The 22,862-nt window shown below is 57.6% G+C and carries 21 protein-coding genes; 12 read left to right on the forward strand and 9 right to left on the reverse strand.

Going from position 1 to position 22,862, the window contains the following annotated elements; all coding sequences use genetic code 11:
* Positions 1–51 precede the first annotated feature (51 nt).
* The 5 genes from KA369_10550 to KA369_10570 all read right to left on the reverse strand — a co-directional run bounded on the left by KA369_10550 (position 52) and on the right by KA369_10570 (position 5,323).
* Complete coding sequence (locus tag KA369_10550; protein MBP7736400.1) at positions 52–1,368, reverse strand: DEAD/DEAH box helicase; 1,317 nt, start codon at positions 1,366–1,368, stop codon at positions 52–54.
* 158 nt (positions 1,369–1,526) lie between these two features.
* The gene (locus KA369_10555) at positions 1,527–2,294 is read right to left on the reverse strand and encodes an alpha/beta fold hydrolase (GenBank protein ID MBP7736401.1); all 768 of its coding nucleotides are present in this window, start codon (positions 2,292–2,294) and stop codon (positions 1,527–1,529) included.
* A gap of 23 nt (positions 2,295–2,317) precedes the next feature.
* Positions 2,318–2,764, reverse strand: coding sequence for a small multi-drug export protein (locus KA369_10560; GenBank protein ID MBP7736402.1), 447 nt, complete (start codon positions 2,762–2,764; stop codon positions 2,318–2,320).
* On the reverse strand, positions 2,761–4,188 hold the full coding sequence (locus KA369_10565) for a cellulase family glycosylhydrolase (GenBank protein ID MBP7736403.1): 1,428 nt from the start codon (positions 4,186–4,188) through the stop codon (positions 2,761–2,763). The genes KA369_10560 and KA369_10565 overlap by 4 nt, the downstream gene beginning before the upstream one ends.
* Positions 4,189–4,315: 127 nt before the next feature.
* Positions 4,316–5,323 carry an AraC family transcriptional regulator gene (locus tag KA369_10570; GenBank protein ID MBP7736404.1) on the reverse strand — a complete coding sequence of 336 codons (1,008 nt, stop codon included), beginning with the start codon at positions 5,321–5,323 and terminating at the stop codon, positions 4,316–4,318.
* 196 nt (positions 5,324–5,519) lie between these two features.
* On the opposite strand from KA369_10570, the gene KA369_10575 reads away from it, so the two are divergent.
* Complete coding sequence (locus tag KA369_10575) at positions 5,520–6,950, forward strand: glycoside hydrolase family 1 protein (GenBank protein ID MBP7736405.1); 1,431 nt, start codon at positions 5,520–5,522, stop codon at positions 6,948–6,950.
* 14 nt (positions 6,951–6,964) lie between these two features.
* Here KA369_10575 and KA369_10580 read toward each other — a convergent pair whose 3' ends face one another.
* Positions 6,965–8,287, reverse strand: coding sequence for an MFS transporter (locus KA369_10580; protein MBP7736406.1), 1,323 nt, complete (start codon positions 8,285–8,287; stop codon positions 6,965–6,967).
* Positions 8,288–8,318: 31 nt separating this feature from the next.
* Positions 8,319–9,215 carry a carbohydrate kinase gene (locus tag KA369_10585; protein MBP7736407.1) on the reverse strand — a complete coding sequence of 299 codons (897 nt, stop codon included), beginning with the start codon at positions 9,213–9,215 and terminating at the stop codon, positions 8,319–8,321.
* Between the two features lie 242 nt (positions 9,216–9,457).
* Here KA369_10585 and KA369_10590 point away from each other — a divergent pair, with 242 nt between their 5' ends.
* The 11 genes from KA369_10590 to KA369_10640 all read left to right on the forward strand — a co-directional run bounded on the left by KA369_10590 (position 9,458) and on the right by KA369_10640 (position 20,586).
* Complete coding sequence (locus tag KA369_10590; GenBank protein ID MBP7736408.1) at positions 9,458–10,024, forward strand: TetR/AcrR family transcriptional regulator; 567 nt, start codon at positions 9,458–9,460, stop codon at positions 10,022–10,024.
* A gap of 5 nt (positions 10,025–10,029) precedes the next feature.
* A complete protein-coding gene (locus KA369_10595) occupies positions 10,030–10,230 on the forward strand; it encodes a hypothetical protein (protein ID MBP7736409.1) in 201 nt (66 codons plus the stop codon).
* A gap of 75 nt (positions 10,231–10,305) precedes the next feature.
* Positions 10,306–10,896, forward strand: coding sequence for a TetR/AcrR family transcriptional regulator (locus KA369_10600; protein ID MBP7736410.1), 591 nt, complete (start codon positions 10,306–10,308; stop codon positions 10,894–10,896).
* Positions 10,897–11,255: 359 nt separating this feature from the next.
* On the forward strand, positions 11,256–12,785 hold the full coding sequence (locus tag KA369_10605) for an FAD-dependent oxidoreductase (GenBank protein MBP7736411.1): 1,530 nt from the start codon (positions 11,256–11,258) through the stop codon (positions 12,783–12,785).
* Positions 12,786–12,813: 28 nt separating this feature from the next.
* Positions 12,814–13,518 carry a hypothetical protein gene (locus KA369_10610; GenBank protein ID MBP7736412.1) on the forward strand — a complete coding sequence of 235 codons (705 nt, stop codon included), beginning with the start codon at positions 12,814–12,816 and terminating at the stop codon, positions 13,516–13,518.
* Positions 13,519–13,555: 37 nt separating this feature from the next.
* On the forward strand, positions 13,556–14,890 hold the full coding sequence (locus KA369_10615) for an FAD-dependent oxidoreductase (GenBank protein MBP7736413.1): 1,335 nt from the start codon (positions 13,556–13,558) through the stop codon (positions 14,888–14,890).
* A 20-nt stretch (positions 14,891–14,910) separates the two neighbouring features.
* The gene (locus KA369_10620) at positions 14,911–15,993 is read left to right on the forward strand and encodes an NAD(P)-binding protein (GenBank protein ID MBP7736414.1); all 1,083 of its coding nucleotides are present in this window, start codon (positions 14,911–14,913) and stop codon (positions 15,991–15,993) included.
* Between the two features lie 20 nt (positions 15,994–16,013).
* Positions 16,014–16,724, forward strand: a complete 711-nt coding sequence (locus KA369_10625; protein MBP7736415.1) for a hypothetical protein — start codon at positions 16,014–16,016, stop codon at positions 16,722–16,724.
* A gap of 202 nt (positions 16,725–16,926) precedes the next feature.
* Positions 16,927–17,541: a TetR/AcrR family transcriptional regulator gene (locus tag KA369_10630; GenBank protein MBP7736416.1), complete on the forward strand. Its 615-nt coding sequence runs from the start codon at positions 16,927–16,929 to the stop codon at positions 17,539–17,541.
* Positions 17,542–17,732: 191 nt separating this feature from the next.
* Entirely contained in the window at positions 17,733–19,919 is a 2,187-nt protein-coding gene (locus tag KA369_10635; GenBank protein ID MBP7736417.1) for a hypothetical protein, read from the forward strand.
* Positions 19,920–20,049: 130 nt separating this feature from the next.
* Positions 20,050–20,586, forward strand: coding sequence for a hypothetical protein (locus tag KA369_10640; protein ID MBP7736418.1), 537 nt, complete (start codon positions 20,050–20,052; stop codon positions 20,584–20,586).
* A gap of 51 nt (positions 20,587–20,637) precedes the next feature.
* Here KA369_10640 and KA369_10645 read toward each other — a convergent pair whose 3' ends face one another.
* Both KA369_10645 and KA369_10650 read right to left on the reverse strand, forming a co-directional pair.
* Positions 20,638–21,333 (reverse strand): hypothetical protein, encoded by a 696-nt coding sequence (locus KA369_10645; GenBank protein ID MBP7736419.1) that lies wholly within the window; start codon positions 21,331–21,333, stop codon positions 20,638–20,640.
* A 362-nt stretch (positions 21,334–21,695) separates the two neighbouring features.
* Positions 21,696–22,778, reverse strand: coding sequence for an EFR1 family ferrodoxin (locus tag KA369_10650; protein MBP7736420.1), 1,083 nt, complete (start codon positions 22,776–22,778; stop codon positions 21,696–21,698).
* Between the last annotated feature and the right edge of the window lie 84 nt (positions 22,779–22,862).

Below are 22,862 nucleotides of genomic sequence, written 5' to 3' on the forward strand. Positions count from 1 at the left end.
TCCGGAAGGGAGGTAGGGTGCGCCGTTTAAGGAAGAGGACGGGATATAGCTCTATTCCTCATTTCTCGGTTGATATACTCCGGTATATCTTTTTATGGCAGGCCGGGGTGAAGGGGCCCGGTCCTTCCTGGCGGTATAGCTTTTCGCGCGGGGCTTCCGGTTTGCCGGGGCCCCTGTTTTTCTGACGGAGGAATTATTCCCCCCGTCCTGGCGCGCGGATGGCCCCCTTTCGATCAAGGGATACGGGTGGCCTTCGACGACCGGGATCTTCCGCGCGATCAATTTCTGTATATCCGCCAGGAACGGTTTTTCTTCCTCATCGCAGAACGACAGGGCGACGCCGCTCAGTCCCGCCCTGCCGGTGCGCCCGATGCGGTGGACATAGGTTTCAGGGATGTTGGGCAATTCGAAGTTGATGACGTGGGATAGCTCTTCAATGTCCAGGCCCCTCGCGGCGATGTCCGTGGCGACCAGCACCCGCGTATCACCTTTTTTAAAATTGCCCAGTGCCCGCTGCCGCGCTCCCTGGGACTTGTTGCCGTGGATCGCCTCGGCGCGGATGCCGGCTTTGACCAGGCCTTCGGCCACCTTGTTGGCCCCGTGCTTGGTGCGCGTGAAGACCAGGGCCGATTCAACGGATGCGTCCTCCAGGAGCCGCACGAGGAGCTTTGTCTTGTCTTTGCCCCCGACGAAATAGACCGACTGATCGATGGCCTCCACCGGTGATGAAACCGGCGTCACCGCGACCTTTTCAGGATTTACCAGGATCGTCTCGGCGAGCTTTGATATCGCCGGCGGCATGGTCGCGGAAAAAAAGAGCGACTGTCTCCGGGCGGGCAGCTTCGCGATTATTTTTTTAACATCGTGGATGAATCCCATGTCTAGCATCCGGTCGGCTTCGTCAAGGACGAACTGCTCTATCCGGTTAAGGCTGACCTGGTTCTGGTTCATGAGGTCGAGAAGCCTGCCGGGGGTCGCCACCAGTATGTGCACTCCCGCCCGCAGGGCGTCGGTCTGCGATTTCTGCGACACGCCGCCGAAAATAACAGTGTGTTTGAGTCCCGTGTGCCGTCCGTAACTGGCGATGCTTTCGCCGATTTGAATGGCCAGCTCCCTGGTCGGGGTCAGTATCAGGGTCTTGATGGCACGGGGCCCCTTGGATTTGGCCAGGTCCCCGTGCAGCAGCTGCAGCAGAGGTATGGCGAAAGCCGCCGTTTTGCCCGTCCCGGTCTGGGCGCAGCCGAGGAGGTCTTTCCTTTTCAGTATGATGGGGATCGCCTGGCGCTGGATAGGCGTCGGTGTCGTGTATCCTTCGGTTTGTAATGCCTTCATGATAGGCGCGATGAGATGTAAGTCTTCAAATGACATGTTATAATTTTCTCCTTTGATAAAAGCCGGCTGAAACGTAAGAGGGGTTGAAACAGCGGGATAATATACAGTTTTAGACATTATGCGCCGCTCATCTCTTTTGTCAATGATTATATGATGAGTGGTCGCGCTGCGATCAATTGCCTGTAATAACTGCTTTACCGTTCGAGAAAGGCGATGACCTGTTCGGCGAGCTCTTCCTTTTCAAGGTCGGCGGTGATGGCGTGATTGCTCTTCTTTAATAAAAGCTTTTCTTTTTTTGTGGCCGCCATGCGGGAATAGATGTGCTCCATCGAGTCCGGGGGTATCACCTGGTCCCCTGCCGACTGGACGACAAGGGCCTCCGCCTCGATGAGGGGAAGGGCCTTCATGGCTCTTTTTATGAGCCTGAAAAGGTGCCACGACTGCTTGATGGGCGTTCCCTGGCTGTAGCACTCGTGAACGCGCCGGGCCTCTTCCGACGCGAGGCCCCTGGTGACGTCTTCCTGCCACAGTATTTTCACGAAGGTTCCTATGAGCGGCGCCAGGTAGATGCTTTTTTCCTTCAGCGTCCGGGGCACTGAGAGGAGGACGATTTTTTTCACGGGATGGTCCCGGGCGAGGAGGAGGGTCAGGATTCCGCCCATGGAGAGGCCCACGACGGAGACCTCGCGGCAATGGCTTGAAAGCTCCACCAGGGCTTCCCGGGCGGCGGTGAGCCAGTCCCTTCCCGTGACGCGGGTCAGGTCCTTGATCACGGTGCCATGGCCGGGGAGACGCGGGATGCTGATGGAATAGCCCCGGGCGGAGATCCGCTCTCCCAGGTATTTCATTTCAGAGGGGGAGCCCTTGAAGCCGTGGAGGAGCAGGACGCCCCGGTCGGGGCTGGTGATCCTCACCAGGGCCCGGGAGTTTTTCATGATGGGAGGTATGGTTTTCTCTTTCATGAGGTGCCTGCCTGACCGGATGGTCACATATTCAGGAACAATCCGACGTATTCCATGCCGAGAAGGAGCCCCATGGTCACGATGAGCGCCCATAGAACGATGCCGGCCGTGACCCAGAGGAGGATCTTCCCGGGCCGCGCGCTCAGGGCCAGGCCGATGAGGGCGGCCTGGGGTGCCCCGGGCATGACCGGGGCGATGAGGCCCAGGCCGGCCATGCCGTATTTCTGGAATATGGCGCCGGCCTTTCCGCTCCTGGTCTTCTCGAGCCACGCGGGATATTTGCGCAGCAGGTAATCCTGGATCGGCTTGCCCATGAGGAGGACCAGTACCACGGCGATCTCAGCTCCCGCGGCGGTGATGAGGCCCGCCGCCACCGCGTGGTATTTGAAGGCCAGGGCCGCTGGAAATCCCCCCCAGAAAAAAACCGCGCCGAGGGACATGATGGAGATTATCTGCGCCGCGGTTTTCATTTATAGTTCTCCGAGCTCAGGGTGATGCTTTTCCGTCCCGCCGCTGTGGATTCGCAGGCCAGGTACAGTTCGTCGTTATCGTAGCCGCATTCAAGGGAATCCCCGGTGGAGGAGGCGTTATATCCGCCGGTTCCGATAAGGGCTTCCCGGGGCAGGAATATCCTTGTTTCACCCTTCGCCGGGTCGTGGTCCCATTCGATGCGCACCTGGATCGCGCCGGTATCCTTCCTCGACACCGTGAAGGAGACCGGCGTTCCGGCGATCCTCTGCGCGTAGGGCCTGATCCGGTAGTTGGCCCGCAGGGCGCCAAGGTTGTCCACGACGCTCAGGTTCTCGTCGTTGAATCCGTCAAAGGTGTCCGGCTTCCAGCCGGGGGTGTAGTTCCACTGGGTGCCGGAGGCGTGGTTGGCGTCCAGCCAGGCATAGAAGAGGTCCATGTATTTCGCGCCGCCGCCGGCCGTGGCGTTGACGCCGAATTCCCCCCACAGTATGGGCACGTTCCACGCGTCGGATTTTTTCTTTTGCTTGTTGAGGGCGCTGTCCGGCGAAGTGCCGAACCACGCGTTGAAGACGATGATGCTCCCGTCGTAGTAATGGGGCGCGTAGGCGTAGTTGCCGAAGGACATCTTCGGCAGCTCCGAGGCGTTGCCCGCGCTGATGAGGGCGTGGGGGCAGAGGAAGAGCACCGAGTCGGGATCGTTCTTCCGGATGATCTTCGCGGCGTCTTCGTACAGGACGGCGATCTCCTTGACCTCGTCGCCCCACGGCTCGTTGAGAATATCATAGCCGAGCACCGCCGGGTTGCTCCCGAAATGGGCGCTCACGGCGTCCATCATCTTTAAAAACCTGGTGCGCACGCCGTACTTGTCCCTGTAGAAGCGGTTCCAGCAGGTGTGCATGTCGAAATCCCAGATCATCTGGGCCCCCCAGATCTTGCAGCTGCTGTCGTTGCGGGGGGTGTCCTTCGATACTTCTGCGGGAACGGCCCATTCGGGGAAGCCCTCGCCGCAGCCGTTGACCTGGTAGCGCGAGAACGCGTCCTGGTGAAAGTCGATGATGACCTTGATGCCCCGCTCCCCGGCCCAGGACACCACCCGGGTGATATAATCGAGGTATTCGCTGTTGTACGATCCCATGACCGGCTCAAAGGCCTCCCAGGTGAACAGGAGCCTGATGACGTTGACGCCCCAGCCGGGCAGGGGATCAAGGAGTTTCGCTTCCTTTATTGGCATGAAGTCCGGCACCTTGGCGTCGCCGGCCACGTTGAGGCCGCGGTAGAGGACGACACCGCCGCGGTCATCGACAAAATATTTCCCGCTGGCCTTGACGGTCTGGCTTGTCACGGTTGTCGTGTCGCATGAGAGGTAGGCTGCCATGGACAGCGATAAGGAAAAAAGAATAAGTCGGCGTATCTGTTTTTTCATGGCTGATTCTCCAGGATGATTTCAAATGGCGCGGCATAGCCATCAATCGGATCATGAATCAATGGATACCATGAGTATCACTTTAAATCGACTTATCCGCTGAGTTGAGACTCTTTTTTTCGGGATGCTACAGCTTCTTCCTGTATTGCGTCGGGGTCAGGCCGGTAAATTCCTTGAATATCCTGTTGAAGGTCGCCTTTGAATTGAAGCCGGTATCAAAGGCTATGCGCAATACGGTCTTTTCCCTGCTGGCTTCATCAGCCATCATCCGCCGGGCCTCCTCTATCCTGAATCCATTGACGTACATGAAAAAGTTCTGGTTGTATTTTTCGCTCAAAATCTGGGTCAGGTGATGACGCTTGATCTGGAGGGCCCGGGCGACGTCGTCAATGCGGAGCTCCGGGTCAAGGTACGGTTTCTTATCGTCCATGTAGGCCTCCAGCATCGCCGAATACTCGTCGACGCTCGATTGCTTCAATCCCGACCGGTCATATTTTCTCCTCAGCAGGTTCAGAATAAATATCCTTCTGCTGTCGGCGTCGGTGCTGTAACTGGAAAAGAGGAGCATGATGATGATGAAGCTGAAAAAGAGGACGTTGCGGAGTATGTTCCCGATGCCGAGGCCGGTGAAGAGAGCCAGGCCGGCCACCTGGGTGAGCATCATCAGGCCTATGACGCCCAGCGATATCCAGAAGGGGAAGCGGATGAGGGTCGACGAGAAGATGATCACGAAGAGCGATCCCAGGGGCAGGTCATAGCCCGCCGCGTTGACCCCGATGACGTCGATGGCCACGACAGAGGCGTTCACGATGATCATCGACGCTGAAACCATGGCGTAGGTCATCCGCACGTCGCCGGCGCGCCTGGCCAGGAAGACAAGGGGAACGATGACTGCGGCGGTCAGGGCCCGCACGATCCAAGCCCGCACGGCCGCGGGGAAGGGGAAGGCGATATAATCAAGGATGGTAAAGAGGAGAAACGCGGACATGCCGATGATGAGCACCCTGTTTGACACGATCAGGCGCGTGCTCGCGTGGTGCAGGATGTACCGCTTTTCAAGCTCGTCGGGGAATTTTAAAACCGGCGAGTCATTGTCCAGCCTGGCTGCGAGCTGTTGCAGATCATGGTCGTCCATAGGGTCCCATCGGGTCATGCCGTATCGTGTATATAGAGAATCCCCCTGACCGTGGAAGTGTCAAGTTATTTTGAAGGTGCCTCCGATCCCGGCTGCAGGGGAAACCTTTTCCCGGTCCCGGGAAATAATAATTGCCATTATCACGGGATTGCTATATATGAAGATTCGTGGCTTATCATGTCCCGGGGGTGCCTGCATGATTGTAACTGTCCTGATCGGAATTGCCATACTCGCCGCCGCTTTATTCATCATCGCAATCGTCTACGGCAATGTCCGCAAGCTCCCGCCTTCACGGAAAGCCGTGGTGAAGGGCGACGCCTTCCCCGAAGGGTTCCTCTGGGCCACGGGGGAGGACGCCTACCAGCATGAGGGCGGCAATTGCAACAACGACTGGTTCCAATGGGAGTCCGGGACGCCGTCTCCCATCGAGAACGGCGATACCTGCGGCGCCTCCGTCGATTTCTTCAACCGCTACGAGGAGGATTTTTCCCGCGCGAAAAGCGACGGCCAGAACGCGCACCGCATCGGCATCGAGTGGAGCCGCGTCGAGCCGGAGCGGGGACGCTACGATGAAAAAGCGTGGGACCATTACGGCGCCATGCTGGCCTCTCTTAAGGAGAAGGGCTTCACCGTGTTCCTGAATCTCTGGCACTTCACCCTGCCCCTCTGGGCGGCGGACCTGGGCGGGTGGGAGAGCGGGGCGGTCATGGAACGCTGGCGCGCCTACGTGAGGGAGTGCGCCCTCCGCTTCGGCCGTTACGTCGACTTCTGGAGCACCATGATCGACGCCCAGATCTACGCCCTGGCGGGGTACGGCCTCGGCGAGATCCCGCCGAACAGAGCGGACATCGCCCTGGCGGTAAAAATATACGGCATCCTTATCCATGCCCACGCCGAGGCCTATCACATCATCAAGGAGCATGCCGAAACGCCGCCGGGAGGAAACGCGGCTGGGCCCCGCGTCGGCATGATCTACTTTTTCTTCCATTATCGGGCCAAGAGCTTTTTCCTCGACCGGGTCGTGGCCGGACAGACCGACCGGATCTTCAACTGGAATTTCCTCGACGCGATCCACTCCGGCGTCATCGACATCGGTATCCTGTTGGGCCCCTCCCTCAGGGAGAAGGATGATCGCCTGAAGGGGACCCTGGACTGGCTCGGCGTGAACTACTACACCCGCGAGATCCTGTCCTTCAATCCCTTCAAGCCCGGCATGGTGAACCGCACCTCCTATCCGCACTACCCGGTCACGGACATGGGCTGGGAGATCTACCCCGAGGGACTCTACCATGTGTGCAGGGAGGCCGCGCGGCGATACCCCGGCGTGCCGATGATGATCACCGAGTGCGGCCTGGCCGACGCGAAGGACGACCGGAGGCCCGGCTATATCCTGGATCACCTGGCGTGGACGCTGCGGCTCATCGAAGAGGGATGCCCCGTCATCGGCTTCACCTACTGGAGCCTCACTGATAACTGGGAATGGGCGAAGGGCTTCGGCCCGAAGTTCGGCCTCTACCGCGTGGATATGAAGAGCTTCGCGAGAGAGGAGACACGGTCAGCCCGGATCTACCGCTTTATCGCTGACAACAACCGCCTGCCGGACAACGAAGAGCTGCGGGCTCTGTAGCGCAGCGCCCGGTTTCAATCCTTTATATAGGCCTTGCCGTCCTTTTCCCGTATCGGGTAGCGGAGGAAGACGGCGAAGGCGATGAGTGACGATAACCCCGCGGCCGCCGCGATGAGCTTCAGGCCGAGCTCCGTGGGCCTGGCGTCGCCGCCGAAATACATGAGGGCCGTGGCGACCGCTATGGAGACGCCGATGGCGATCTTCTGGAAGATGGCCTGCACCCCCACATATATTCCCTCCCGCTGCTTGCCCGTCAGGGTCTCGTCGTGGTCGATGACGTCGGAGAGGATCGCGTAGGGGAGGATCATGATGCCCGCCACGGGCATGCCGATGCACGCCATGACGATCTGCGTGTGGAGCATCGCGTCTGCGCCCGGGGCGGTGCTGACGAGCCAGAGGAGCGGCATGGTGAAGGCGGCGAGGATGAAGGTAAGGAGCATCACGGGGTACTTGCCGAAGCGCTTCGAAAGGTAATTGAAGACGAAAAAGAAGATGATGTTGGTCGCCAGGAGCGGCGCCATCAGCAGCACCACGTCGCGGTCGCTCCTGCCGAGGACGTACTGGGTCCAGAAGGGGATGATCAGGATGATCATGTTCAGGCCGAACCAGAACACGGCGGTGGCCCCGAGGAGGTAGCGGAAGGGCCTGTTGTGGAAGGTGGTCCGCGCCCACTGGAATATCATGGAGAAGCGCATCTTTTCCGCCGCCGTCGCGCTGCCGGTATCGGAGGGCTTTTCCCGTATGGCCAGCATCGTGGGGACGAATGAGGCGACGGTGAGACAGCCGGTCACCAGGCCGAGGCCGGCCCATCCCAGGGCGTCCTTGATGGGGCCCATGACGCCGAAGACGAGGGTCCCGACCATGAGGAACACCGCCTGGTAGGTCGAAATGTTCACCCTCTCTCCGAGATCGGAGGTTATCTCCGGGAGGAGCGCCATGTAGGGGTTCGCCAGGAGGGACCAGCAGATGAAGAAGAGCTGCACCAGCGCGAAGACCCACACGGCGTTGGCCCAATGCATGGCACCGGGCACGGGCGGGACCCAGAGGAGGAAGGTGATGATTGCGGCCGGCAGGGTCATGGCCATGATGAAGGGAATCCTGCGGCCCCGCCGGGAGCGGTGATGGTCGCTCACGAACCCGGCAATGGGCTCGGTGACGCCGTCCACCACCCTACCGACGAGAAAAATAGCGGCGAAGAGAAACCCGGGCACCAGGGCCTCCTCCTTGTTGGGCACGTACAGCTTGAGGAGCCACTGCGAAATGACCAGGTTCGCCAGGTTCAGGGAGAGGCCGCCCATGGCGTAGGATAGCTTCTGCTTCATCTTCAGCTGGTTCATGGATTCCTCCGTCGGTATAACCGTGTAAGTATTATCCTGCCATGGTATTCACGAGCCTTTGAATCTCTTCCGAGTATTCCGGCACCGCGCCGCTCCGGGACGCCACAAAGGCCCCCACCCTGACGGCGAAGCGCGCCGCCTCTCCGGCGGTATGGCCGCCAAGGAACGACCTGAGGAAGGCCGCGCCGAAGGCGTCGCCGGCGCCGACCGTGTCAGCCACCGCTACCTCGATGCCGGGCGCTTCAATGAAGGCACCGTCGTGGAGCACGGCGGCCCCGCGGGCGCCGCGGGTGACGCACAGGGTCGTGATATTGTAGCGCTCCGCCGCGGACCGGGCGAATTCCTCGTCGTCAAGGCCGCGGGCGAAGAGGAGCCTTCCCAGCAGCGAGGCCTCGTCGTCATTGCACTTCATGATGGTGCAGGCGCGGAGGGACCACTCGATCCATTCCGCCGCGTAATAGTCCTGGCGGATATTCACATCGTAGAAGACGATCCGGGGGGCGACGCAGTCGAGGAGCAATTCGAGGCTTGCCCGGTTGACGGCGCTCCGCTGCGCCAGGGTGCCGAAGCAGAGCGCGTCTACGACGCCGGACCCGAGGGCCCGGGCCTCTTCGGATGTAACAGTTATCTCGTCCCAGGCGACGTTGTCATGGATGGCGAAGTCATGGGACCCGTCACCCTTGAGGGTAATCTCCACGGTCCCCGTGGGAAGACGGCGGTTCACGGCGACGGCCCCGGTATCGATGCCGCATTTCTTCGCCTCTGCCCGCGCCTTCCTGCCGAGGCTGTCATTGCCGACCGACGATACCAGCGCGGCCCGGGCCCCCATCCTCGCGCAATGGGCCGCGAAATTAAAGGGGGCGCCGCCAATATGCCAGCCGTCGCCTATATGGTCCCAGAGGATTTCCCCGAACGAAAGTATCTTCATGGCTCAGCACCGCCAGCACTATAATCCGGGGCGCGCGGAATGTAAAGGTTTTTATGATGGCGGTTTTCTGAAAACGCCATCCATGGAGCTTGTCAGCGAATCGCCGGGGAACGGCGGATGGCTCTATTTTGTTATGCAACAAATGTAACATAATTGACATCTGTAATTTAATCAGTCATCCTGCCGCCGACAGGGGATGATTCGTTCGGTCCGTGTTATAAGTGACAGATCGGAGGGGAGTGATGCAGATGAAGTCCGTCGATATCAGGATCGTGAAATCCAGGGCGCTGATCCTCGACGCCCTCCTGGAGCTCATGAAGGACAAGGCCTATGCCGAAATCAGCATCACGGAGCTGGCCGAGGAGGCCTGCGTGGCCCGGCAGACCATCTATCGCAACTTCAGCGGCAAGGACGAGATCCTGCTCCATTACATGGACGGGGTCTTCGACGGATATTTCAGGGATATCGTTGACATGATGCACCGGAAAGAGTATATCGGCGATATGTCGATGAGCCTGCTCCGGATATGGAAAGAGAACAAGAAGCTGTTCCTGGCGCTGCAGGGAGCGGGCCTGATACACAAGACCCTGGAGCGGTTTTCCCAGTACGCCCTCATGCTTCAGAAGCACCTCGATACAAGGAGCGGCAAAAAGTCGGTGCATCACGCCTATGCCGCGCATTTCATCGCCGGCGGGACCTACATGGTTCTGAGCAAGTGGTTCCAGGACAACATGAAGGTGCCCGTTGAGGAGATGGGGGACCTTTTCAGCGAGATCGGCAGGTTCGCCCTTGAGATTATCAGGCGCTGACGATCATGATTAAGACCATTGTATCATATATCAGGATACGCCGGGTCGAATCAATGCTCCCCGGCGCCAATTGCGCGGCCTGCGGGGCCGATGACTGCAGGGGCTTTGCGCGGATGATCGTGCGGGAACGGGCCGACGCGGCGCGCTGTTCCGTGTGCGACAGGGCCATGATCGACCGCATTCGGCATTATCTGAAATTGAAGTGACGCCGGGTCGCCGATGATTTTTCTTGTTGACAATCGGGATTCCACCCGGTGTTACATACGGACATTGGAGAGGTTATGGCACAGAAAAAAAGGCGGGTCCCCACGGCCCAGAGGCAGGAGCAGATAATCAGGGCGGCGACGAGTCTCATAGCTGAGCAGGGCCTGTCGGGCGCCTCCATGGGCCGCATCGCGGAGATCGTCGGCATCAGCGAGCCGGCGATATACCGACACTTCGAGAACAGGCGGGAGATTCTCCTGGCCGTGCTGGACGGCGTGAGCATGCGCCTCATTACAATATACAATCCCGAGGGAGACGCGATTAATCGCATCAAGCGCACCAGCGAGGCCTTTTACAATTTCGTCATGACCCACCCGGAGGACGCGCGGGTCCTCCTGGAATTCGTCTGCTCCTCCCCGTCGGAAGGCCTCAGGGAGAATGTCCGGGAAAAGATGCTCCTGATCATAGGAATGGCCCGGGGATTGCTCGACGAGGGCGTCCGCCAGGGATCCCTGAAGAAAAACCTTGATATCGACACCAAGGCCTGGGAGATCTTCTCCCACGGCTTCACCCTGAATTTTGCCTCTCTCCTCGGTTTCGGCGATTATCTTACCAGGGACAAGGCGATGAGCATCATAGAATCCATCATCGCGCAGATCAAGAAATAGGCGCCCCCTTGTCATCCGCAGGGGATGTCGCCGAAAGCGCGGTCACGTGACCGCGCCTACATGATATTTGCGCCCTTTCTATATGAAGGACCCACAATGGGGTTGACCCGATCAGACCTCACCCCCTCGGTCCCCCTCTCCTCTGAGGAGAGGGGGAGGATCAAAGAAACACCGTCTATCCCAAAAATTCCGAAAAAATAAATATTAATATATTGACAAATATTTATGTTAGTTATTTATAACCAACATAAATAAAAATAAGTTATTGGAAACTAACTTATTTTAAACAGCGACAACTCAAGGGTGACGCATTGACGCATAACCCGTTGAGAATATCAACACAACGGCGGAGGATTTTTATGAAAGCATTGATTATGGGCGGCGGCATGGCTGGTCTTGCCACCGCGGTCAACCTGATCGACCAGGGCATAGAAGTGGAGCTGATCGAGTCCGACGAGATCTTCGGCGGCCGCGCCAACTCGTGGCTCGACAAGGACGGCGACATGATAGACAACGCGCTCCATGTCTTTTTTCCGTACTATGTGAACCTTCTCAACTTTTTCAAAAAGATGGGCATCGAGAAGAATATCGTCTGGAAGAGCCAGGACTTCTACTACGCGCAGGAGAACGGCAACCAGCCGGTCCTGCATATCCCCAACCTGCCGGCGCCGCTCCACGCGGGCATGGCCTTTTTCTACCTCATGAAATCCTACAAGGGGATCCCGAAGCTCGACATGATCAGGGCCATGATAACCTGCGCGGGCATGATGGGCATCTCGAAGAAAAAGCTCGACGAGCTCGACAGGCTCTCCTGGGCGGAATGGACCATCAAGAACGGCCCCGAGGGCGCCTTCAAGATGTTCGAGCCTGCGATCTACGGCCTGACCTTTACTGACCGGTACGCCATATCTGTCAAGGTGATGCTCAACTGGCTTCTGAAAGTCGCGGCATCGGCCAAGTCGTCCCGCGTGGGCTTCGCCAACGGCGGCCTCGGCGAGATCTGGGTGCAGAGCTGCGTTGACTACATCAGGAGCAAGGGCGGGAAATGCGAGATTAAAAAGGAAGTCACCGCCATCGACGTGAAGGACGGAAAGATCGAGAGCGTTACGGTGAACGGCAAGGAGAAGAAGAGCGCCGACATCTACGTGTCGGCCATGAGCCCCTACGCGCTGCGGAAGATCATGCCGGCCGAATCGTACCGGCTGCAATATTTCGAGGACCTGACCCATTTCGAGGAGGCGGCCTCCATGTCGATCCAGATCTGGTACGACCGGAAGATCACCGACGTCGACGTGACCTTCTTCTCCAGCGACGTGACCTTCAACACCTACGCGGACCTCTCCAACGTGCTGCCCCATATCTTCAAGGGCGGCTCCATGATGGAGATGGTCATCGCCCCGGCGGAGCAGCTGCGCCACCTCCCGGACGAGATCATTTTCGAGAAATGCCGGGATGACATCAAGAAGCTCTTCCCCAAGGCCCGGGAGGCAACGATCAAGAAGTGGGTGCTGGTGCGGCAGCGTCAGAACGTGTACAAGCCCACGCCGGGAATGGAGTCGCACCGACCCTTCCAGCGCTCGCCCTATCCGAACTTCTACCTCACCGGCGACTGGACCAAGACGCACGTCAGCTCCGGCGGCATGGAGGCGACGATCTGGAACGCCAACAAGTGCTCCGAGCTGGTCATCCAGGACAAGCTGGGAAAGACGATCCCGCTCAACACGGAGTTCAAGCCAGGCAAGGGACTTCTGCCCCTGGTGCGGCCGATGATGTTCGCCGCGAAGTGGGGCATCAGGGCCGCGGCCGTGATCGCCCTTGTGTGGCTTTCCCTCAAGGCCTTCGGCTTTTCGGCCGGCCTGGGCACCCTCGTGGGCATGCTTGGATTATAATTGCGATAAAACAAGTCAGGAGCTATATATGAAACGCAGAATTAGCGCAACGATCATGATGCTTCCGGTGCTGGTATTCCTGGGCCTTCCGGTCTACAGCGCAGAAGCGACGGCAACCGCGACCCAAACCGAGGAGTGGGTCAAGGTGAAGGAAGGAAAAGGAATAGTGAGCTACGGCAAGCCGGGCTCGAAGAACCCCGTAAAGACGGTCTATGCCGTAGGCATCGTCAACGCGTCGGTCCCGGTCATAGAATCGCTCCTCAGGGACGTGGAGTGCCACAACAAGTACGTGCACATGGTGTCCGAGGCGAAAAAGATAGACCTGCCCGGAAAAAGGAACACGATCGACCTGTTCTACGAGTACTGCAGACTGGGCATGCCGTGGCCCGCATGGGACCGGGACGCCATCGGCTCCGCGCAGTTCCTCTACAACAAGGCCTCGGGCGAGCTCAGGGTGATCATCAAGGGCGTCAAGGCCGATGATGTGAAGCCTAACCCGAAAACGATCCGCATGCCCGTGACGAACCTTTCCTTCAAGCTCGTTCCCAAGGGCCCCCAGGAAACCGAGGTGACCTATGCGATCGAGGCGGACCCCGCCATAGCGCTGGCGCCCTTCATCCTCGACATGCTTTTCAAGACGCTGGCTTACAACACGATCGTGAACATGCGGGAGATGGTGAAGCAGGAGAAGTACAGCAAGGCCACCTCCGTCATAACCACGACCCCCTTTTAAGCCGCAGGGGCAGGAGAGGCGACAGGAGCGTATCGATATGAAAACCATAATCATAGGAGCGGGGGTTTCGGGACTGGCGGCTCTGCACACCCTGCGCAAGGCCGGGGTTGACGCGGTCTGCCTCGAGGCCACGAACAAGGCCGGGGGCCGGGTCGCCACGGTGCGGCGGGACGGGTTCATCATGGACGTGGGCGCGCAGTTCTTCTTCCGCTACTATGATACGTGCTTTGGCCTCTGCCGCGAGATGGGACTGGGCGATGACATCGTCCGGTTCCCCTTCAAGGCGGCGCTCCCGGACATGGGCCATGGCAACAGGCTCACGCCGATCCTCGCCTCGATCAGGCCGATGGATATTCCCCGGGTGCTCTGCGACCTTGTCCGCTTCAGGGGCGTCTCCCTTCGCTCGATACGGGAGCTCCTTCCCCTGGTGCCGACCCTGGCCGCGCGGAACAGGAGCTTCCGATTCATCAGGCCGGAGGATACCCTTGACCTGGACAACGAGTCCCTGGCGGAGTACGTGATCCGGAAAGGCGGGGTCGAGGCCCTGGAGAGGATCCTGCAGCCGGTGGCGTCCTGCATGACCCTGGGAGAGCCGGAAGAGCTGGGAGCCGGATACGGCCTGGGTCTCTTCTGGTACATGATCAACGGTCTCTGGACCCTCAGGAACGGCATCGGGTCCCTGAGCGAGCGCCTCCATGAGAGGTATCGCGACCATATACGCTGCTCCATGGCGGTGTCCAGGGTCGTCATAGAAAAGGGAAAGGTGAAGGGCGTGGAGACGCCGGCGGGCTTCATGGACGCCGACGCCGTGATCTGCGCCACCACCGCCACGAAGGCCCTGGAGATAATTCCGGACCTTCCGCCGGCGATGGCTGGCCCCCTGAGCACCGCCACGTACAGCAAGTGCTGCCACGTGATGTTCGCCCTGGAGAAGCGGCTTCTTCCATTCGGGTGGTACGCTGTGGCCCTTCCCCGGCGGACGGGCTCTCCCATGGCGGGCTTTGCCGACAGTTCCATCAAGTCCCCCCTGTACGCGCCCCCCTGGGGAGGGATGGTGAACTGCTTCACCTACGGCAAACACGCGGAGGAAATGAACAGGATGCCGGACGAGAAGGTGATACGGTTGATAACCGATGATATCAAAAGATTCGTGCCGTCGATGCCGTCAAAGCCGCTCTTCACCGAGATCTACCGGTATGACGAGGCGGTCTGCACCGCCGGCGCGGGCATGGTCACGGCCATGCATAATATGAAGACCCATCACTACAGGGACGTGCCGGGCCTCGCCCTGGCGGGCGAATACCTGTACATGCCCTCCGTGGACGGGGCGATCCGTAGCGGCATTGACGCGGCGGAATCATTGCTGAAATGAACAGGGAGCAGGGATAGGATATGAAACAGAGAAAAGAGATCACCATATACGGCTGCGGCATGTCGGGACTGGTGGCCGCCATCAACCTCGCCCGGGATGGATATTCCGTCCTGGTGAAGGATAAGGAAAAGGGCTACGGCGGGGACACGATGTACAATCCATCTACCCACTGCACCCCCATCGACCGGAAGCGCACCTCCGATTACATCGGCATAGACATTTCCACGGTCTTTTATCCCCTCATCGCCTGCCCCTTCTATCTCCATGACACGAGGTCGGACGCGCCCCACAGCGGCCTCTACTCGGTGGAGCGGGGCAACCGGCCCACGAGCCTGGACACCCTGCTGTACGGGATCGCCCGGAAGGAGGGAGTGTCCTTCGAGTTCAACGCGCCGCTGAAAAAGGGCGACCTGGGCAGCCTCCCGTCAGACACCGTCATCGCCTGCGGCCTCACGCCGGAAGCGTACACGACCCTGGGGATACCGAGCCTGGCCTGGTACGGCTGGGTCTCCCGGGGAGAGGCCGGGTTCAGCGATTATTCCCGGATCTGGTGGGACGAGTGCATCACCGAGTACGGGTACCTGAGCTCGGCCAACAATTACTATTTCGACCTTCTCTTTTCCATCAGGCCCGTAACAAAGGAGGCCCTTGAGAAGTACAAGACCTTCATCCGGAGAAACGAGGGCCTCGAGTACGATAACTGGCAGTACGTGAAAGGGGCGGTGCCCGTGGCGAAAAGCTCCAATCCGCGCCTGATCCACAACGGCATGATCATGTGCGGCACCATCAGCGGGTACATGGACCCCTTCGGGTGGTTCGGCATAGCCGGCGCGTTGATCTCCGGGAAGATCGCGGCCATGGCCGTCACGGACAGGGCAGCCGCGCAGAGGGAGTTCGACCGGTTCATCCGCTATTACCGGCGGGTCTTCTATTTCAAGAAATATCTCTGGTACACGCTGCTCCGTCCCAGGGTGGAGCTGCTGGAAAACCTTCTCATATGGTTCGGTCCCGAGAAGTTCAGCAGGCTCGTGAGCGCCCGGGTCAATGAAGAACATCATCTGCCTTTCTCGATTCCCGCCTTTGCGCACCTCGGGGCGGAATAATATGATAGCGGAGGCCTCCCATGGTACATGCCGTGAGCGAAGTGATGGAATACTGTAAGATACCGATGGCCCATGCCGTGAGTAAGTTAATGGATTACCGGAAGCTTCCGGCGGTCCAGGCCGTGAGCAGGCAGCTATGCGTCCCCCTCTGCATGCTGGTGGCGCTGCCGGTGCTGGGCGGCGATGAGTGGACCCTGGAGCGGTCGTCCGGCGATGTGAAGGTTTTCTCGAAGCGCACGGAGGGATTTCCCCTGAAGGAGTTCAGGGGGGAATGCGAGGTGCCGGCGTCCCTGGGAACCCTGAAGTCCCTGATGATGGATTACAATAATTACCAGAAGTGGTTCGCCCTGTCCAGGCGCATCACCCTCCTGAGCAGCGCTTCCCCGACGGGCTTCACGGTGAACTATGTCGTGGCCTCGCCGTGGCCCATTGCGGACAGGGAGGCCGATGTGGCGGTCACCGTCAATTTCGACGAGGGCGCGGGCAGGGGAACCGTGACGCTCGATGCCATACAGTCCGGCGAAAAGACCGGGAGGAACGGCCTTGTCAGGATCACCGACATGCACGGGACGTTCCGGTTCACCCGCGTTGACAGCGGCCGCACGAAAGTGGTCCTCACCATGAGGGTCGACCCGAGAATCGACATGGCGGCCCGCTTCCAGAATGATTTTTTGAGGAGCTATCCCCTTGACACGCTCCGGTGTTTGCGAAAAGCCGTCCTGTCCCATTAGAGCCTCCACCATCCTTTTCCAGAAAATCCGCCTCGTGCCTCGGCTCCGCTCGGCAACCGGGGCGCACGGATGCCTGAGAGCGGTCTCGCCGGGATGACTCCATACCCCCTAAAATATACCGCACTAATTCATGACGATCGCCGGTACCGATTTTGAGTTGACCGGCAGGGCCATGGCGTTGTTATGTATCCGGACAGGAACTATGAAGAAAAAAGAGGACATCACCAGGATCTACCGGGCGGCCCTTTCCATGTTCGCGAAATACGGCTTCAGGAAGGCCACCATGGACGATGTGGCCGGTGAGCTGGGCATGACCAAGGGGAACCTCTACCTCTACGCGAAGGACAAGCGGGACCTCTACGACCGGGCCGTGGCCCACGCCCTGCGGGAATGGCAGGGGAGGGTGCTCCAGGCCGTGCTGGCGGAAGAAGACCCGAGGAAGCAGTTCGAGGTCATGTCCCTCAAGGCGATGGAATACCTCGCCCATGACGACCATCTGCGGAACATCCTGGCCATGGACCCCGAGATCTTTCCCATGTTCACCGACAACGATCCCTACGGCGAGATAAACAGGAACTCGGTCGCCATCATCACCCGCATACTCAAGGATGGCATGAAGGCCGGGGTCTTCAGGCCGGTGAACCTCGCCACGCTTCCGCAGATCCTGTTCATGATCTACAAGATGTTCATCATCGGGAGCTATATCAGTTCCGAGGGGGGAATGCGCCAGAAAATGTATCGCGAGACCCTCGATCTCATCACGAAGGGCATTTTTCGCGGCACTGAATGGGATGTTCCCCGGAAAAAAGGTAAATGAATATCCCGCGGACAGCAACGATTGCGCCCCGGGAACATGGGATGAACCGGAAGCGGGCATATCGGCGCCACCGAACCCGGCCGAAGTGAATTATTATTGACAGCCGATTATGGCGATGGTATCATCAAGCCGTTGTTAGCCAATGCTACTTATAATTCACGTCGCGCGCCAGTTGGCACCGGGGAACATAAATGAAACGATTCCTTCTATTTTCCTTGCTGATGCCGCTCGTTGTAACAGGTCATAGTGCGTTTTCCGCCAATGCCGCCGCAACCGAACCGGTGATCATAGATGAGTCACTGGAGCAGTATTCATTCTGCAGCCATGTGGATTATCTCGAGGACCCCGGAAAGAAGCTCTCCATAGAAGATGTCTCCGGCAACCGGCAGAAGTGGACCCGGGAGACAAAGAAGGCCTTTAACTTCGGCTTCAATACGTCCGCCTACTGGTTCAGGTTCTCCGTAACGAATCGTACCGAGGCTCCGGTCAGCTGGCTCCTCGAAATCGATTATCCGATGCTGGATTCGGTAGGGCTGTACATACCGAAAGAGGGGGGCGGCTATGCCCTGAAGGAGACCGGAGACCATCTCCCGTTCTCCCGCCGGGACGTTAACGATAAGAATTTCATGTTTCTCCTGACCGAGGAGCCCGGGACCCGCACCTACTACATGCGCGTCGATTCAACGAGCTCAAAGGCCTTCTCGATGATCATGTGGTCCATGAAGGCCGACCGGAACAGGCTGACGACGGAGCTGCCGCCGCTCTGGATCTATTACGGCCTCATGCTGATAATGGTCGTTTACAACCTGTTCATTTTCTTTTCGGCGAAAGATATCAGCTATATTTACTACGTGCTCTTCATTTCATCGTGGATACTGATGCAGCTGGGGCTGAACGGCCTCTCCTTCCAGTACCTCTGGCCCGACCAGATATGGTGGACCAATAACAACCTCCCGTTCTTCACGGGAAACGTCGACCTCTGGTCGGCCTTTTACCTTCGCGCGTATCTGCAGACGAAGGAAAAATTCAAGATCATAGACAGGATCGCGCTGTTCGCCATGGTCATTCCGTCCGCCATCCTGATCGTCCTGTCCCTGGCGGCCCCCTACCGGCTGGCGATGATAGGGACCACGGTAAATTCGCTCTTCATAACCGTCATGCATTTCGCCATCGGCATCACCCTGGTGCTGCGCGGCTACAGGCCGGCGCGGTTTTATCTGATAGGTTTTTTCATAATGATGATCGGCATCGTGGCCTACACGCTCAAGACCCTGGGAGTGCTGCCCTCGGTTTTCGTCACGAACTGGGGGATGCAGATAGGATCCGCTGCCATGGTGGTGCTCTTCTCCCTTGGCCTCGCCGATAAGATCACGGTCATGCGGAAGAACCTTGAGAAGCTCTTCGGCGATCAGCGGGAAAGCGAAAAGAAAGCGATCGAGCACGCGGAATTCCTCGAGGGGATCGTGAGGACCGTGAACGTCATCTCCAATGAATTCATGCAGGTGAGCCTGAAGCTGGACGAGGTGAGCGGGGCCCTGGCCGATCTTTCCAACGAGCAGGCGTCCAGCAGCGAGCAGTTCTCCGCCACCTTCGAGGAGATGACCGCCTCCACCGAAAATATACATAAATCGTCCCTGCGGCAGAAGAAGGAGGGGGACAGGTCCCGGGAGATGATAGATCAGCTCAATGCCGCCCAGAAGAACATGGTGCGGGAAAGCCTGAAGGTGGCGGAGGGCATAGGCGAGATCTCGAACTCGGCCACCAGCACCGAGGCGAGTCTCGGCCGGATGAACGAAAAGATGACGATGATCAACGCCGGCGGCAATGAGATCAGCGAGTTCGTCACGATCATCGACGACATCTCCGACAGGATAAACCTCCTCAGCTTGAACGCGGCGATCGAGGCCGCCCGGGCCGGCGAGTACGGCCGGGGATTTGCGGTCGTCGCCGACGAGATCGGGAAGCTGGCCCAGGCGACTTCGGACAACTCGAGGCAGATAGCCGACAAGATCAAGAAGATCATCGGGGATATCGAAGAGGGGACGAGGATCGTGGGCGACACGAAACAGGCGACCGATGTTATCTTCAGAATGCTGGGCGATATCAGCGGCCGGATCGACGAGGTCAAGAAAAGCATGGAGATCCAGACGCGGGGCGTCAATAGCGTCGTCACCCAGGCCTCCGTCATCGATCGGTTCACGCAGGACATAGCGACGGCCACGACTGAGCAGCTGAGCTCGATGAACCAGTCTCTCAAGACGATCGAACGCCTGTCGGAGATGGCCATTGAAGTGACCCGGGTGAACGAGAGGATAGTCGAAATGACGAAGACTATAATGAGGAAATCCGAGGAGCTTTCGGTCCTGGTTAACTCATAGGGGCCCCGGTAGCGCATTCAATCTGTTTGGTTAATTTTATTCATATAGCGCCCAAGATACGGAAAATATATTGACTAATGATCTAATTCATGATATAATTAAGTATCATGGTACAAGGAGAGGTGCTGGTATGCAACGTAGAAAACAGATGATAATCAACAAACAGTTTCAGATCAAAACCACCTTTTCCATCATCGGGATCGTGACCCTGCTGGCCGTCGCCATAATCACGGCGATAGCGATCAGCGTGTGGCATAACAACCGTAAGATCGAGCAGATCAACGTCATGGAGGACAATATCGTGCAGTACCTCCAGGTGAAAAGCCTCTCCGCCGCCAATGTCGAGGTTGACCAGAAAGCGATGAAGGAGATAGCGGTCAACCACAGCAAAAACATGACCGACATGGCGGCCATGATACGATTGAACAGGGTGCTCCTGCTGGTGCTGATCGTGATCATGATAGTTCAGGGTGTCGTTCTTTACATGCTGCTGATAAGAAAGACCCACCGTATCGCCGGCCCTATTTTCGTCATGTCCCGATACATGCAGGAGATCATTGACGGGAAACACCCTTCATTGAGGCAGCTGCGGAAGAATGACGAATTCAAGGAGTTTTATTCGCTTTTCTCCACCATGGTCGAATCGATCAAAAACCGCGGGAAATAAAACTGCCAACCATTATTACAAAGCGGCGCCGGGCGGCGCCGCTTTACGTCATTATTTTGCAACATCTTTGAGAAGCTTCTCCACTGTTTCTGCCACAATCGGATCCTTTGAATTCCTGCAGTATACCGAATAGGGCGGAGTCGGGTGTATTTCGAGCCGGAAAATCTTGTAGTAGTTGGTCTTGAACTGGAGGTCGTACCGGTTGTTTTCCTTCCTGAAATAGAATTCGGCCATGGACATGGTCTTCGTGTCAGGATCGATGAATTTGGCGATGTATCCCCTGTCTGACGTGTACAGGTTCAAGTCGGCGCTTATCACGTAGCTCAGCGTTTCCATCGATTTCATCTGGTAGGTGTACGTATTCTGGTATATCGATCCTGAAATGATGTCGCGTTTCATCTTCCCTATATCTGAGGAAAAATATTGCGATATGGATGAGTCTTTCCGCACCCGCAGCTTCTTCGATTTCGGGAAATATTCATAGACTGCGTCGATGGTGTTATCGCTGTTTTGATCGATGATCTGGATGATCATTTCCTGCTGTCCGGAGAAGTCGCCGATAAGGATCGACGTGGAATCGTCGAGGGATTGGAGGAAAAAATAGTTCCGGAAGTCACGCGTTTCCGGCAGGACCCTCATGACGTCCTTGGTTATCGTATTGGTCCACCAGGTCCCGTCGCTCATGAGCGTTATCGGCATGAGAAGAATAAATGTAACAAGGAGTGCGAGAATAGACATTTTTTTCATGGTCCCACCTCGTTATTGAATATCATGTTTCTAAAGGCACCCCGCATGATTATATAAAATAATCAAAAAAAAGGGATCAATCAACAATAATTTAGTTAAATGTGCTGTTATATGTTACATTGGTCTCCCCGGCTCCGCATACTATCATAGCGTACTATGTCGCCTCGATATGGCCACAATATTATTTAGCATAACCGCTGTAATAATGCAACTACTTTCTTTGATGCCGGTTCCGGGGTTGAACGGTGAAGGCAATTCATTTGGGAAAATATCCTCAAATATTCTTATTGGGATGAAAATCGGAATAAATGCTGGTCGAAGATCGCCATTATGTTCAGGAAAAATGGTGCAACTTCATGGATTCAGGATTTTTCACCACGACCACCGGGCCTGTCGGAGCGATAATCCCTGAGGGTTATACCGGGGGCCCTGTAGCGGCGCCAGTACCGGGTGAGGGACGTAAAGGTGAACAGGGCGTTGACCGGTTTTAACCGGAGGAGCATCTGCAATAATCCGTACAGGAAAAAGACGATGAGGAGCACGATGTATGCGTTCAGGAACGAGACGATCCACCGGTGATTGATGACTGAAAGAAGGGGCATGGCGGTGAAAAGGTACGCGGTAAAGGGTATCTGGCTGATAAGGACTATAATCAGAAAAAACAGGTGCGACGCCTGGATCGCCTGCTGCGGGCAGTTGTCGATACAGCGCATGCAGCTTTCGCAGGTGAGCTTCCAGTAGGGTTTGCCGTGACGTATCTCGATGGCGCCCACCGGGCAGTTGTTAACGCAGATCATGCAGTCGTTGCAATTGCTTGAATAGATGAAGGTCTTGGCCAGCATGAAGCGGCCTATGAGGAAATAGATGACGGCAACGGGCGCGATGGCGAGGTCGATGGGAAGCGTGATCAGGGACCGGAAAAACCTGCGGTGACCCGAAAGGATCGCGCCGGCGAAATCCATCGTTATCTCCTCGCAGCGCCTGACGATGAAGGATATCCACCGGTCGCTATACCCCGGATGAAGCGAGATCCAGTTCGACGGCATGTCCAGGGGAAGGCCGCCCCGGACGCTGAAGCCCTTAATGGCGAGGATGGCCATCGGAAGGACCTGGGCCAGGCCGGACAGGCCAGGCCCCAGGAAGCGGAAAATCTTGCTTCCCGCCCTGGTGTTGAGAACAAAGGCATGGCCCCCCCTGATCCTGGGGAATTTCAACAGGAAATAGATCATGGAAGGGGCGGCGTTAAAGCCATGGGTAGGATAGAGGAAACCCACGAGGGTGGAGCTGTCCAGTGTTGAGATATCGGGCCTGTATCCGCGGTCTATGGCATGGAGCTCCGCGTCCATGGCCATGGAGGATGCTTTTTCTAAAATCCACCGGGCCGCCCTGAGGGCGTTTCCAGTGCCGGTAAAATAGTAAAGAACAACTTTTTTATATTTAGCCATCGTCATCTCCTTTTAAAATACCTACCGTCGGTATAAATATATAATTATTATTAATATTCGTCAATAAAATAATAATAAATATGA

It is taken from the genome of Spirochaetota bacterium (assembly GCA_017999915.1).
Lineage (GTDB): Bacteria > Spirochaetota > UBA4802 > UBA4802 > UBA5550 > RBG-16-49-21.

Excerpts from the sequence above, each read along its gene's own strand:
- KA369_10595 (MBP7736409.1), top strand. The coding sequence starts at position 10,030 with ATGATTAAGACCATTGTATCATATATCAGGATACGCCGGGTCGAATCA.
- KA369_10610 (MBP7736412.1), top strand. The coding sequence starts at position 12,814 with ATGAAACGCAGAATTAGCGCAACGATCATGATGCTTCCGGTGCTGGTA.
- KA369_10570 (MBP7736404.1), bottom strand. The coding sequence starts at position 5,323 with ATGGACGACCATGATCTGCAACAGCTCGCAGCCAGGCTGGACAATGAC.
- KA369_10565 (MBP7736403.1), bottom strand. The coding sequence starts at position 4,188 with ATGAAAAAACAGATACGCCGACTTATTCTTTTTTCCTTATCGCTGTCC.
- KA369_10585 (MBP7736407.1), bottom strand. The coding sequence starts at position 9,215 with ATGAAGATACTTTCGTTCGGGGAAATCCTCTGGGACCATATAGGCGAC.
- KA369_10650 (MBP7736420.1), bottom strand. The coding sequence starts at position 22,778 with ATGGCTAAATATAAAAAAGTTGTTCTTTACTATTTTACCGGCACTGGA.
- KA369_10600 (MBP7736410.1), top strand. The coding sequence starts at position 10,306 with ATGGCACAGAAAAAAAGGCGGGTCCCCACGGCCCAGAGGCAGGAGCAG.
- KA369_10590 (MBP7736408.1), top strand. The coding sequence starts at position 9,458 with ATGCAGATGAAGTCCGTCGATATCAGGATCGTGAAATCCAGGGCGCTG.
- KA369_10615 (MBP7736413.1), top strand. The coding sequence starts at position 13,556 with ATGAAAACCATAATCATAGGAGCGGGGGTTTCGGGACTGGCGGCTCTG.
- KA369_10645 (MBP7736419.1), bottom strand. The coding sequence starts at position 21,333 with ATGAAAAAAATGTCTATTCTCGCACTCCTTGTTACATTTATTCTTCTC.
- KA369_10580 (MBP7736406.1), bottom strand. The coding sequence starts at position 8,287 with ATGAACCAGCTGAAGATGAAGCAGAAGCTATCCTACGCCATGGGCGGC.
- KA369_10605 (MBP7736411.1), top strand. The coding sequence starts at position 11,256 with ATGAAAGCATTGATTATGGGCGGCGGCATGGCTGGTCTTGCCACCGCG.
- KA369_10635 (MBP7736417.1), top strand. The coding sequence starts at position 17,733 with ATGAAACGATTCCTTCTATTTTCCTTGCTGATGCCGCTCGTTGTAACA.
- KA369_10550 (MBP7736400.1), bottom strand. The coding sequence starts at position 1,368 with ATGTCATTTGAAGACTTACATCTCATCGCGCCTATCATGAAGGCATTA.
- KA369_10640 (MBP7736418.1), top strand. The coding sequence starts at position 20,050 with ATGCAACGTAGAAAACAGATGATAATCAACAAACAGTTTCAGATCAAA.
- KA369_10575 (MBP7736405.1), top strand. The coding sequence starts at position 5,520 with ATGATTGTAACTGTCCTGATCGGAATTGCCATACTCGCCGCCGCTTTA.
- KA369_10630 (MBP7736416.1), top strand. The coding sequence starts at position 16,927 with ATGAAGAAAAAAGAGGACATCACCAGGATCTACCGGGCGGCCCTTTCC.
- KA369_10555 (MBP7736401.1), bottom strand. The coding sequence starts at position 2,294 with ATGAAAGAGAAAACCATACCTCCCATCATGAAAAACTCCCGGGCCCTG.
- KA369_10625 (MBP7736415.1), top strand. The coding sequence starts at position 16,014 with ATGGTACATGCCGTGAGCGAAGTGATGGAATACTGTAAGATACCGATG.
- KA369_10560 (MBP7736402.1), bottom strand. The coding sequence starts at position 2,764 with ATGAAAACCGCGGCGCAGATAATCTCCATCATGTCCCTCGGCGCGGTT.
- KA369_10620 (MBP7736414.1), top strand. The coding sequence starts at position 14,911 with ATGAAACAGAGAAAAGAGATCACCATATACGGCTGCGGCATGTCGGGA.